Origin of the sequence: Actinosynnema sp. NPDC002837 (assembly GCF_040295345.1) — a bacterium.
Lineage (GTDB): Bacteria > Actinomycetota > Actinomycetes > Mycobacteriales > Pseudonocardiaceae > Actinosynnema.
Map to the genome: position 1 here is coordinate 25765 of NZ_JBEOVG010000088.1, position 12363 is coordinate 38127.

The following is a 12363-nucleotide window of genomic DNA, read 5'->3' on the forward strand; positions in this document are numbered from 1 at the left end:
TGCTCCGGTCGTCACTCGGACGGGCCCGGTCACGGGCTCGACGACTCCCTCACCGCTCGCACCTCTCGTGCGAGCGCGCTCCTGACCCCATTTCCCGGGTCACGAAACCACTGAGGAAGTCGATGAGACTCTGGACGAAACTCGTCTTGGCCGCCCTGGCGCCGGCCCTGCTCGTGGTGCCGGCGTCCGCCGAACCCGCGGGCACGGCGGACGGCGACGCCACGTGCGCCCCGGTCCCCGTCTCCGCTCCGGCGGGCGCGCGGATCGAGTCCGTGCGGGCCGAGCACCACCCCGGCGGCACCGTCACGTTCCCGCAGACGCCGTTCTCCGCGCCCGCGCCGATCGCGGACGTGCCGCCGTACTGCCAGGTCACGGTCACCCTCACCCACGACGGGAACGACCACGTCACGGTCGCGGTGGCCCTGCCGGGCACCGGCTGGACCGGTCGCCTGCAGGCCGTCGGCGGCAGCGCCTACGCCGCGGGCGACTTCGGCGCGCCGCTGGTCCAGGCGGTCAAGGACGGCTACGCGGGCGTGACCACCGACGCAGGCGTGTCGTCGAACCCCCTGGACACCGGCTGGGCCCTGACCACCGGCGGCGAGGTCGACACGACGCTGCTGACCAACTTCGCGACCCGCTCGGCGCACGAGTCCGCCGTGATCGGCAAGGCGGTGGCGCGGGCGTTCTACGGCCGCCCCGTGTCGTACTCGTACTGGAACGGCTGCTCGACCGGCGGTCGGCAGGGCTACGCGGAAGCGCAGGACCACCCGCGCGACTTCGACGGCGTCCTGGCGAACGCGCCGGCGGTCGACTGGACGCGGTTCGCGGTCGCGACCCTGTGGCCGCAGACCGTGATGCACAACGACCGCCACTTCCCGGCCGACTGCGTCCTCACCGCGTTCCGCCGGGCGGCGATCGCGGCCTGCGACCCGCACGACGGCGTCACCGACGGCGTCACCGACCAGCCGGCGGACTGCGGCTACGACCCCCGCGCGCTGGTGGGCGCCACCGTGCTCTGCGCCGGCGAGGAGGTCACCGTGACGGCCGAGGACGCGGAGGTCGTGCGCAAGATCTGGGCCGGCCCGACCGACCCCCGCGGCCGGAGCCTGTGGTCGGGGCTGCCGAAGGGCGCGGACTTCGCCTGGCTGGCCAGGACGGAGCACGACGAGAACGGCGTGCCGTCCGCACCGGGGTTCCCGGTCGCCGTCGCGTGGGTGCGGAGCTTCCTGGCCAAGCAGCCCGGGTTCGACACCTCCACCATCACCTACGAGCGGTTCACCGAGCTGTTCCACCAGTCGGTGCGCGAGTACGACGACGTCATCGGCACGTCGGACCCGGACCTCGGCGGGTTCCGCCGGGCGGGCGGGAAGCTCCTCACCTTCGTCGGCACGGCCGACCAGCTGATCCCGCCCGGCGGCACGATCGCCTACCGCGACCGGGTGGAACGGCGGCTGGGCGGCGCCGACCGCGTGAACGACTTCTACCGCCTCTTCCTCGCACCCGGCGTGGAGCACTGCGGCGGCGGCTCGGGCCCGGCGCCGACGAACCCGCTCGGCGCGCTGGTGGACTGGGTCGAGCACGGCCGGGCGCCGTCGACCCTGCCCGCGGCGACCGCCGACGGCAGCCGGACCCGCGACCTCTGCGCGTACCCGCAGGTCTCGCGGTACCGCGGGCACGGTGATCCCGCGGTCGCGTCGAGCTACCGCTGCACGCGCCGCTGATCCCGCCACCGCCCGTGCCGGCACCCGGCGCGGGCGGTGGTCCCCGGATTTCGCATCGGCCGCAAAACCGTTGATACAGAAGGAATTCCGGGGCGCCCGGCAGGACAGGTGGCCGTTAATCGATCGCCGTCACCCGGTCCGGTGGGGCAACATCGACAACTCCGAGGTGCCCCCCGGAAGGAGTCGGATGGCCGCGCCAAGGTCCGGAAAACCCGTCAACAAACGAAAAAACGCGGTGCTGCTCGCCCTGCGCCTGTACGGGCGGGAGTTGCGGCGGCACCGGTTGCTCGCCGCGGGCGCGCTCGTGCTGCCCGCGCTGGGCAACACCTGCCTGCTCTACCTGACGCCGCTGGCGGTCGGCGCGCTCGCGGGTCACCTCGCGCGGGGCGGCGACACCGGCTTCACCACCGTGCTCCCGTACCTGCTGGTCTTCGCGGGTCTGATGCTCTTCGCCGAGTTGCTGTGGCGCATCGGCGTGCACTGCCTCAACCGCACCGACGGACGCGGGATCGAGCACCTGTCCGTCCTGGGCATGGACGCGCTGCTCGCCAAGGACGCGGCGTTCTTCCACGACAACTTCGCGGGCTCCCTCACCAAGCGCGTGCTGAGCTTCGCGTCGCGCTTCGAGGAGTTCGTCGACACGGTGGCGTTCAAGATCGTCGCCAACCTCATCCCGCTGGGTTTCGCGTGCGTGGTGCTGTGGAGCTTCCACCCCCTGCTCGTCCTGGTGCTGCTCGGCCTGATCGTCGTCACGGGATTCGTGGTCGCGCCGCTCATCCGCCGTCGCCAGCGCTTGGTCGCCGAGCGGGAGGCCGCCTACGCGCGGCTGTCCGGCCACGTCGCCGACACGTTGATGAACATGGAGACGGTGCGGGCGTTCGCCGCCGAGGAGCGCGAGAGCGCGGAGCACCGGACCCGGGCCGCCGAGACCCGGGTGCTGGCGCTGCGGTCGTGGGACTACGGCAACCTGCGCATCGACGCCCTGGTCGCGCCGCTGTCCGTGCTGACCAACGCGCTCGGCCTCGCGGTCGCCGTCGGGGTCAGCGGCGGGCTCGGTGTGGAGGCGATCGTGGTGACGTTCGCGTACTTCTCCAACGCGACGCGGATCATGTTCGAGTTCAACCAGATCTACCGGCGGGTCGAGAGCGCGCTCACCGAGGCCGCGCAGTTCACCGAACTGCTGCTCGACGAGCCGACCGTGCTCGACCCGGAGGAACCCGAGCCGCTGCAGGTCGAGGACTCCCGCGTCCGGTTCGACCACGTGGTGTTCGCGCACGGCGGCAACAAGCCGTTGTTCACCGGCTTGGACCTGGACGTGCCGGCGGGCACGCGGATCGGGTTGGTCGGCCGCTCCGGCGGCGGCAAGACCACGCTCACCCGGTTGCTGCTGCGGCTGATGGACGTCGACGAGGGTCGGATCCTCATCGGCGGCCAGGACATCGCGCGCCTGCGCCAGGCGGACCTGCGCGGCCTCGTCGCGTACGTGCCCCAGGACCCGGCCATGTTCCACCGGACGCTCCGGGAGAACATCGCCTTCGCCCGACCGGGCGCGACCGACGCCGAGATCCTGCGCGCCGCCCACGCCGCCCACGTGACGGAGTTCGCGGAGGCGCTGCCCGACGGGTTCGACACGATGGTCGGCGAACGCGGGGTCAAGCTGTCCGGCGGGCAGCGGCAACGGGTCGCGCTGGCCCGCGCGATCCTGCGCGACGCGCCGATCCTGCTGCTGGACGAGGCGACCAGCGCGTTGGACTCGGAGAGCGAGGTGCTGGTCCAGGAAGCGCTGTGGCGGCTCATGGAGGGCCGCACGGCGCTCGTCGTCGCGCACCGGCTGAGCACCGTCGTGCGGATGGACCGGCTGGTCGTGCTGGACCGGGGCGGGATCGTGGAACAGGGCACGCACGCCGAACTGCTGGACGCGGACGGCTCGTACGCGAAGCTGTGGCGCCACCAGTCCGGCGGCTTCCTGGACGAGACCGCGCCGGACGAGGTGGACGCCGGCGTGCCGGACCCGGTGGGCGCCAAGCCGTCCTGAGCCGGCACCCCGCACGTCACCGCGGCGGAAGGGCCTGCCCTGCACGGCGTGATCAGCGAGTTCGACGCCACGCGGAAGCCGCGGCGGGCCCGCCGCGGCCGTGCGGGCTTGAACTTCCAGTCGGTGGAACGCCTAGCGTCCCCGGACATGACGATCACGGTCCTCGACACCTACCCCGCCATGCGCGAGATCCTGCGGTCGCCGCGAACCGACCGGCCCGGGCTGCTCAAGGCCATGCTCGAACCGGCCGCGGGCATGTACCGGTACTTCCCCGGCGAGGTCGACCTCGTCGCGATGCACGCGATGAGCTCCGGGTTCCCGATCGACCGCGACGAGGAACGGTGCCTGGAGGCGTTGGAGGCGCTGCACGACGCCGACGCGTGGCGCCGGATCGAGCGCGCCCTGCGCGACGCCCTCGCCGTGCAGCTCGCGGCGACCCCGGGCCTCGCGGTGCCGGACATCACCGTGCTCGTCGTGCTCGGCGATCCCGGGGACGCGCACTTCATGGGCCCGAACCTGGGCATGACGGCGAACGGCAGCGTGCCCGGCCACGTGTTCCTGAACTTCTGGCCCTACCCGGAGAACCTGGCGCGGCTGGAGGCGACCGCGGTGCACGAGCTCAACCACAACCTCCGCTACGGTCCCGGCGCCGTCGTGTGGGACCCGGCGACGGTCACCGTGGGCGAGCACGTGGTGTCCGAAGGGCTCGCCGACGCGTTCGCCCGCCAGCTGTACGGCGACGAGCTGGGGCTCGCCCGCATCGGCGTGCCGCACCTGCACGACGACGCGGTGTTCGCCAAGGTCGTCTCCGGCCTCACGGTGACGGGGATGCAGAACTTCACCGCGTGGGTGCACGGTGACGAAGCCGCCGCCCGCTACGGCGCGACCCCCGTGGGGCTGCCCACCGGCGCCGGCTACGCCGTCGGCAACCGGCTCGTGGACGCCTACCTGGCCACGACGGGCCGCACCGCGGCGGAAGCGTTGCTGGTGGACAGCCGGGAGGTGATCGACACGGCGCTCAGCCGCGTCCCGCGTCCCTAACGGGTGGCCTCGAACTCCTCGTACAGCTCCGGGATGTAGGCGAGCAGGAGGTCGACGGTGCCGATCCCCCCGTTGACCGGGTCGAGCTGCGCGTAGGCGTACGCGATCTCGGACCCCTTGCGCGACGGCGCCGACTCGCGCACGTCGGTCAACCAGTCCAGGAACGGCACGCGCCGCACGACCAGCACCGGGTTGAGCAGCGCGGCGTAGACCAGCAGCAGGTCCAGCACCACCGGGCGGTTGCGCAGGGCCCACCGGTAGAACTCCGAGAACAGGAAGAACCGGCGCTCCACCGCCGTCGGCGCGACCCCGTGCACCTGCTCGGCGACCGCGGCGCCGTGGTCGGTCGAGGCCTGCTCGGCTTCGCTCCACGCCCGGTCGTGGACGTTGCGGACGGTCAGCTCACCCCGGTGCAGCCGGGTCAGGTAGTCGGCCCACCGCGCCGAGCCGGGGTTGCCGAAGCCGTCGGTCGAGCGACCGAGCGCGAGCGCGACGCCGCGTTCGATCCCCTCCAGGATCCCCGCGTCGACGTGCGAGACCCACGTGCCCGGCGCGCCGAGCCCGTGATCGCGGAAGAACGAGAGCACGCCCTCGATGTTGCGCCAGCGGTCCGCCGCGCCCAGCCCCGCGGCGGGACCGCTCTGCACCAACCGGAGGAACTCCAACCGGTCCGCCATCGCCATCCGGTCGATCTCGGCCGCCGTGCAGTCCAACGACGCCGCGCACTCCGCCGGCGACCGCACCTCCGCCATCGCCGGCACCGGCGTGACCAACCCTGCCACCAGCGCGAGCACGACTACCCAAACGGATCTCTTCACACCCGGCAACTTAACGTCCCCGCTCCGTGACGGTGACCGGAAACCACCCGTTCAGGTCGCCTGGGTCGTCACCGCTTCGGGAGTGCGCTCGAGGCGGCTGGTCGCCCAGGCCACCACGACGCCGGCCGCGCAGACGATCAGCGAGACGAGCACCGGGCCGTCCGAGCCGCCGCCGACCGCCGACCCGCCGACCGCGGCGCCGACCGCGATGCCCAGGGTGACCGCGGACGCGGGCAGGGTGGCCGCCAGGTCGCGGCCCGGACCGGCGAGGCCGACCACCCGGTGCTGGATCGACGGGACGATGCCGAAGCCGACGACCCCCCACACGAACAGCGCGATCGCGGCGATCACGGGGTTCGACCCGAGGAAGTACAGCGCGGCGAGGGCGAGCACCAGGACGACGCCGCCGCCGATGATCGTGCCGCCCGCGTTCCGGTCCGCCGCCGCACCGCCCGCGAACGTGCCGAGGGCGTTGGCGACGCCGTACACCAGCAGGAAGAGCGCGATCGTGCCGCCGGAGACGCCCGTGACGTCGGCCAGGAACGGCTGGATGAACGTCAGGCCGGCGAACTGGCCGCCCATGATCAGGAAGCCCAGGCCGAGCATGGCCAGGACCTTCGGCGCGAACGCGTGCCTGGCCTGCGCCCCGAAGCCGCCGATACCCGAGTGGGGCACGGTCGGGATGACCGCCACGGCCAGCGCCAGCGTGAGCACCCCGGCGAGGACGATCGCGACGAACGACGCCTCCCAGCCGCGGCTCTGGCCGATCAGGGTGCCGAGCGGGACGCCGAGCGCGGTGGAGACGGCCGTGCCGCCGAAGACGAACGAGATCGCCTTGCCCATCTTCTCCGGCGGCATCATGCCCGCGCCGACCGCGAAGGCCACCCCGATGAACAGGCCGTGCAGCGAGCCGGCGAGCACGCGTGCGACGAGCAGCAGGCCGAAGCTCGTCGCCATCACCGCGATGGCGTTGACCAGGACGTACGCGGCCAACGAGACCTGGAGCAGCCGCCTGCGGGCGAACCTGATCGTGAGGGCGGTCAGCACCGGTCCGCCGATCGAGATGCCCAGCGCGTAGCTGGTGACGAGGCCGCCGGCGGTCCCGACCGAGACGTTCAGGTCGTCGGCGATGAGGTTCAGCACGCCGACCACGATCAGCTCGGCGCTGCCCATCACGAACGTGCCGAAGAACAACGCGCTCAGCGCCAGGTTGGTGCGCGACCGGCTCAGGCCGGTTCGCGTGTCTGCACTCATGTGAGTCCCCCAAGGTCTTGTTCACGGATTCGGCGTACAACGCCGGACGTTAGGGAACGATCCCTAACATCGCAACCGAATGACCGTCAGGCCCTGTCCCGCCGTGGCGGGACAGGACCCGGAGATCACCGAAACAGTCCACTGTGGACACCCTGCGATCACGGCAGGGCCCCCGCGACGGGACCCAGGGCGAGCGCGGGCACGAAGGTGAGCGCCGCGACCCTGCCGCACCCGAACCCGCCGTCGACGCGATTCGAACGCGCATTCCCCTGCGTCACCCGTCCGGTCACGGGGTGCGGCAGGATGATCTGCATGGTGAGCCCTGCCGCCGACGGCGTCCCCGGAGAGGTAGCGGACGTGAAGCGGGACGCCGTGGTGGCGTGCGCGGTCTACGTCGACGGCGTGCGGCTGCCCGGTGACCTGTCGCCCGCCGACGCCGCCGCCGAGGTCCGGTCGCGCGGCGGCGGGTTCGTCTGGGTCGGGCTGTTCCAGCCGGACGAGGAGCACATCCACGAGGTCGCCGAGGCGTTCGGGCTGCACGAGCTCGCCGTCGAGGACGCCGTGCACGCCCACCAGCGCCCCAAGCTCGACCGCTACGACGACAACCTGTTCATGGTGCTCAAGACCCTGCGGTTCGTGGAGCACGAGTCGCCGACGACGGCGAACGAGATCGTGGAGTCCGGGGAGATCATGGTGTTCCTCGGCCGCGACTACGTGATCACGGTCCGCCACGGCCACCACTCGGGGCTGGGTGACGTGCGCCGCCAACTGGAGGCCGCGCCGCACCTGCTGGCGGCGGGGCCCGCGATGGTGCTGCACGAGATCGCCGACCGCGTGGTCGACGGCTACCGCGAGGTGATCGAGGCGTTCGAGGGCGACATCGACCTGGTCGAGACCGCGGTGTTCGCGCCGCGCAGCGAGATCGGCGTCGAGCAGATGTACCTGGTCAAGCGGGAGATCATGGAGCTGCGGCGGGCGGTGATGCCGCTGGCGGCCCCGCTGCGCAAGCTCAGCGAGGGCGCGTGCGGCCCGCTCGTGCCGGATGAGATCCGGTCCTACTTCCGCAACGTCGACGACCACCTCACCGCCGCCGCGGAACGCGTCGTCGCCTTCGACGAGATGCTGACCACGCTGGTCAACGCGACCTTGGCCAAGGTGTCGTTGCAGCAGAACAACGACATGCGCAGGATCTCCGCGTGGGTGGCGATCATCGCCGTGCCGACCATGGTGGTGGGCGTCTACGGCATGAACTTCGACCACATGCCGGAACTGCGCTGGCAGTACGGCTACCCGTTCGTGCTGTCGGTGACGCTGGCCGCGTGCCTGATCCTGTACCGCCTGTTCAAGCGCAACCGGTGGCTGTGACGAACGCGGCGCGGCGGTGGCGGTGCGCCCGGGAGATCCGGGTCACGGCACCATGGACGGCATGATGCGGCAGCTCCCCGCCAAAGACCGACCGGGCAAGGACGCCTGGCTCGGACCGATCTCGCTGTGCCTCGCGGTGCTCAGCTGGCCGATCCCGGCCGGCGGCACCGTCCTGGCGGTCGGGGCGGTGGCCTGCGGCGCGCTGTCGATGGGCACGAAGACCGAGTACCGGCTGGACTGGACCGCGGTCACGGGCACGTCCGTCGCCGTCCTGCAACTCCTGCTCTCGCTGATGCTGCTGGTCATGGAGGCCCGCGGCCACTAGGACGACCCACCACGCGACGGTGCGGTCGCTCGCCACCCGGCGTTCACCCGGGCGACGCCTCGATGGGTTACAAAGCGCGCGCCGTCGTCGAGGTTGGAGGCCCCGTGAGCCGTCCGGTTCGTGTTGTCGCAGGTCTGGTGGTGTGCGGGGTGACCATGTCGCTCCTGTCGTCGGCCGCGGCGGCGACGCCGCCCGAGCGGTTCCAGCGGGTCGACACCCTGTCCGTGTTCGCCAACGGCTCGGTCGGCGAGCACACCGCCGCCGAGATCGCGGCGGCCACGGCGGACGGCCGGACCGTCGTCTACACCGACTCCCCCGCCGGGCGGATCGGGTTCGCCGCCGTCGGCCGGGACGGCGCGCTCTCCCCCGCCGGGGTGCTGGGCGTGCCGGGCGAGCCCACGTCGGTGGACGTCCTCGGCCGGCTGGCGCTGGTCGCGGTCGACACCTCCGCGTCGTTCACCGCGCCGTCGGGCGTGCTGGTGGTGGTCGACCTGGACGCCAAGGCGGTCGTGGCCACGCACGACCTGGGCGGGCAGCCGGACTCGATCGACGTCTCGCCCGACGGGCGGCACGCCGCCGTGGCCATCGAGAACCAGCGTGACGAGGACGTCGCCGACGGCGCGATCCCGCAGGCGCCGGCCGGCTTCCTCGCCGTCGTCGACCTCGCGGGCAGCCCCGGGTCGTGGACGCAGCGCCGGGTCGCCCTCACCGGTCTCGCCGAGGTCGCGCCGGACGACCCGGAACCGGAGTACGTCAGCGTCAACGGGCGGGGCCAGGCCGCCGTGACGCTGCAGGAGAACAACCACATCGCGGTGGTCGACCTGCGTTCGGCGAAGGTGGTGAACCACTTCCCGGCGGGCACGGTGACGGTCGAGGGCGTCGACGTCGCCGACGACGGCCGGATCGACCCGACCGGGACGATCACCGCGGCCCGCGAGCCCGACGCGGTGGCCTGGCTGGACGACCGCACGCTCGGCACCGCCGACGAGGGCGACTACCGGGGCGGGTCGCGCACGTGGACGGTGTTCGACGCGGCGTCGGGCCGGGTCGTGTTCTCCTCGGGCGACGAGCTCCAGCGGGTGGCGATCCGCCAGGGCCAGTACCCCGACGGCCGTTCGGACAACAAGGGCGTCGAGCCGGAGGGGTTGGCCGTGGCGTCCTTCGGTCGGCACCGGTACGCGTTCGTCGGCCTGGAGCGCGCCAACCTGGTCGCCGTCTACGACGTGGACGACCCGCGCCGGCCACGCTTCGTGCAGGCGTTGCCGACCGGTGTCGGCCCGGAGGGCCTGCTGCCGATCCCGGCGACCGGCACGCTGGTCGTGTCGGCCGAGGAGGACTCCGCCGAGGACGGCGTCCGGTCCTCGCTGACCTCCTACCGCCTGACCCGCACGCCGTTGGCCGTGGCGTTGGCGCGCAACGAGGGCACGCCCTCGATCGTGTCCGACGGCATCGGGTTCGGCGCGCTGTCGGGGTTGTCGGGCATCCCGGGCGACAGCCGTGATGTCGTGGCCATCACCGACTCGGCGTACCGCCCGACCCGCGTGCTGACGGTCGACACCCTGTCCGCGCCGGCCCGCGTGCGCGCCGAGCTGACCCTGACCAAGGGCGGGCAGCCGGTGGACTACGACGGCGAGGGCATCGCCGCGCGGCGGGGCGGCGGCTACTGGGTGGCCGCCGAGGGCGACGGGAAGGCGCGGCCGAACCTGCTGGTCGAGGTGTCCGGGTCCGGTGCGGTCGTGCGGGAGGTGCCGCTGCCGGCCGAAGTCGCGGCGACGGCCACGAGCAACGGCTTCGAGGGCGTGACGACCACCGGGCGCGATGACGGCGAGCAGGTGTGGCCGGCGGTGCAGCGGGAGTGGAAGGGCGACCCGCGCGGCCAGGCGACCCTGGCCCGCTTCACCCCCGCGACGGGTCAGTGGTCGTTCGCGGCGTACCCGCTCGACGCCACGGCGGTCGGCTGGGTGGGGCTGTCGGAGGTGACCGCGCTGGACGACCGCACGCTGCTCGTGCTGGAACGCGACAACCAGCGCGGTGACGCGGCGGTGACCAAGAAGGTCTACCGGGTGGACATCTCCGGCCTCGCCACCGTCGCCGCCGGCCAGGCCAAGCCGCCGGCCGCGAAGACCGAGGCGCGCGACCTGCTGCCGGCCCTGACCGCCGGCGGCGCCACCGCGCACGACAAGCCGGAGGGACTGGCGGTCGTCGGCGACGGCCCGTTGCGCCGCCTGGTCGCCGTGGTCGACAACGACGGCGTGGAGGACGCTCCGGGCGAATCCGTCTTCCTCCGCCTCGGCCGGATCCGCTAGGCACCGCTGTCGAGGGCCGGACCTGCCGGGTCCGGCCGTCGACGCCCGCGAGGGAGCCACCGAGGCCGGCTGGGCGCGGAGGCCCGGCAACACGCGCCGGGCCTCCCCTGTCCCCGAACCGTCAGCCGGTGCGGCAGGTCAGGCTGGGCCAGTTCCAGTTGCCCCCGTGTTGGATGGTGAAGCCGAACACGTTGCCGTTGCCGTTGGGACGGGCCGTCATCACGTTGCCGCTGCTGTCCCAGCTGACACTCGTGTTCCAGGTGGCGATGATCTTCTGCGGCGGGCTCACCGTCACCGTCACCACCCAGTTGTCGGTCCCCGTGACGGTCACCTGGCCGTTGAAGCGGTCACTCCACTTCGTACCCTCCGAGTACGTCGCGGTGCAGCTGCCGCCGGGCTGGCTGGTGGTCGTCGTCGTGGTGCCGGTCGTGGCCGTCGTCGTGGTGGTGGACGTCGGCACGACACCGCCGTTGAGGGCGTTGAGCGTCGAGGTGTACGCGGCCTTCTTGTTGCCCGAGCCGTCGAACAGCAACGGGGTGCCCGAGGCGCGCCACGAGTCGGTGTCGCGGATGCCCCACACCGTGATGCCGGTGCAGCGGGCGACGGCCAGGCAGGCCTTCACCACGCGCTCGTAGTTCGCCGCCTGCGCCGAGCCGGAGCCCTCGATGTCCAGCTCGGTGATCTGCACGTCCACACCCAGCGCCGCGAAGCTCGACAGCGTGGTCTGGTAGTTGCCCGGCACCGGGCTCTGGCTGTTGAAGTGCGACTGCAGGCCGACGCAGTCGATCGGCACGCCGCGCTGCTTGAAGTCCTGCACCAACCGGTACACCGCCTGGGTCTTCGCGTGCGTCCAGTCGTCGGTGTTGTAGTCGTTGTAGCAGAGCTTCGCACCCGGGTCGGCCGCCCGCGCCGCGCGGAACGCCGCCTCGATCCAGTCGTTGCCCGTCCGCTGCAGGTTCGAGTCACGACGCGCACCGGAACTACCGTCCTGGAACGCCTCGTTCACCACGTCCCACGCGTAGATCTTGCCCCGGTAGTGGGTCGCCACCTGCGTGACGTGGTTGAGCATCGCCGAGCGCAACGCCGACCCGGACATGTTCTGCATCCAGCCCGGCTGCTGCGAGTGCCACGCCAGCGTGTGGCCGCGCACCCGCTTGCCCTGGCCGGTGGCCTGGTTCACGATCCGGTCGCCGTTGGTGTAGTTGAACTGACCCTGCGACGGCTCGGTCGCGTCGATCTTCATCTCGTTCTCGGCCGTGACCATGTCGAACTCGCGGTTCAGGATCCCGACGTACGTCGAGTCGCCCAGCTTGTTCGCCGCGACCGCGGTGCCGAAGTAGCGACCGGTCCGGTTCGCCGCCGTGGCCAGGGTGGTGCCCGGGCCTGGCTGCTGCGTCGTGGTCGTGGTGGTGTCGCCGGTTGTGGTGGTGGTTGTGGTGGTGCTGGTGGGGCCGTCGGTGAGGGTGGGGGTGGTCCAGTCGCGCCATTGGGTGAGGTT

10 protein-coding genes are annotated in these 12363 nt (G+C 72.3%); 6 read left to right on the forward strand and 4 right to left on the reverse strand.

Annotation, left to right across the window (positions count from 1 at the left end; all coding sequences use genetic code 11):
* Window positions 1-122: 122 nt before the first annotated feature.
* The 3 genes from ABTZ99_RS36755 (at window position 123) to ABTZ99_RS36765 (ending at window position 4797) form a co-directional block, all read left to right on the forward strand.
* A complete protein-coding gene (locus ABTZ99_RS36755; RefSeq protein ID WP_499617816.1) occupies window positions 123-1721 on the forward strand; it encodes a tannase/feruloyl esterase family alpha/beta hydrolase in 1599 nt (532 codons plus the stop codon).
* Window positions 1722-1956: 235 nt separating this feature from the next.
* Window positions 1957-3756 carry an ABC transporter ATP-binding protein gene (locus ABTZ99_RS36760; RefSeq protein WP_499617817.1) on the forward strand — a complete coding sequence of 600 codons (1800 nt, stop codon included), beginning with the start codon at window positions 1957-1959 and terminating at the stop codon, window positions 3754-3756.
* Window positions 3757-3903: 147 nt separating this feature from the next.
* Window positions 3904-4797, forward strand: a complete 894-nt coding sequence (locus tag ABTZ99_RS36765; RefSeq protein ID WP_499617818.1) for a DUF2268 domain-containing putative Zn-dependent protease — start codon at window positions 3904-3906, stop codon at window positions 4795-4797.
* Here ABTZ99_RS36765 and ABTZ99_RS36770 read toward each other — a convergent pair.
* The 3 genes from ABTZ99_RS36770 to ABTZ99_RS36780 form a co-directional block, all read right to left on the reverse strand.
* Window positions 4794-5615: a hypothetical protein gene (locus tag ABTZ99_RS36770; RefSeq protein WP_499617819.1), complete on the reverse strand. Its 822-nt coding sequence runs from the start codon at window positions 5613-5615 to the stop codon at window positions 4794-4796. The two genes, ABTZ99_RS36765 and ABTZ99_RS36770, sit on opposite strands and share 4 nt — an antisense overlap.
* Before the next feature lie 51 nt (window positions 5616-5666).
* Window positions 5667-6869, reverse strand: coding sequence for an MFS transporter (locus tag ABTZ99_RS36775; RefSeq protein ID WP_499617820.1), 1203 nt, complete (start codon window positions 6867-6869; stop codon window positions 5667-5669).
* A gap of 158 nt (window positions 6870-7027) precedes the next feature.
* Window positions 7028-7183 carry a hypothetical protein gene (locus ABTZ99_RS36780; RefSeq protein ID WP_498784979.1) on the reverse strand — a complete coding sequence of 52 codons (156 nt, stop codon included), beginning with the start codon at window positions 7181-7183 and terminating at the stop codon, window positions 7028-7030.
* Here ABTZ99_RS36780 and ABTZ99_RS36785 point away from each other — a divergent pair.
* From ABTZ99_RS36785 to ABTZ99_RS36795, 3 genes are all read left to right on the forward strand, one after another.
* Window positions 7182-8234 carry a magnesium and cobalt transport protein CorA gene (locus tag ABTZ99_RS36785; protein ID WP_499617821.1) on the forward strand — a complete coding sequence of 351 codons (1053 nt, stop codon included), beginning with the start codon at window positions 7182-7184 and terminating at the stop codon, window positions 8232-8234. The two genes, ABTZ99_RS36780 and ABTZ99_RS36785, sit on opposite strands and share 2 nt — an antisense overlap.
* Before the next feature lie 61 nt (window positions 8235-8295).
* The gene (locus ABTZ99_RS36790; RefSeq protein WP_498784975.1) at window positions 8296-8559 is read left to right on the forward strand and encodes a hypothetical protein; all 264 of its coding nucleotides are present in this window, start codon (window positions 8296-8298) and stop codon (window positions 8557-8559) included.
* A 155-nt stretch (window positions 8560-8714) separates the two neighbouring features.
* Complete coding sequence (locus ABTZ99_RS36795) at window positions 8715-10865, forward strand: esterase-like activity of phytase family protein (RefSeq protein WP_499617824.1); 2151 nt, start codon at window positions 8715-8717, stop codon at window positions 10863-10865.
* Between the two features lie 121 nt (window positions 10866-10986).
* On the opposite strand, the gene ABTZ99_RS36800 is transcribed toward ABTZ99_RS36795, so the two are convergent.
* Window positions 10987-12363, reverse strand: a 1377-nt coding sequence (locus ABTZ99_RS36800) for a glycoside hydrolase family 10 protein (RefSeq protein WP_499617822.1), incomplete at its 5' end; no start/stop codon positions are given.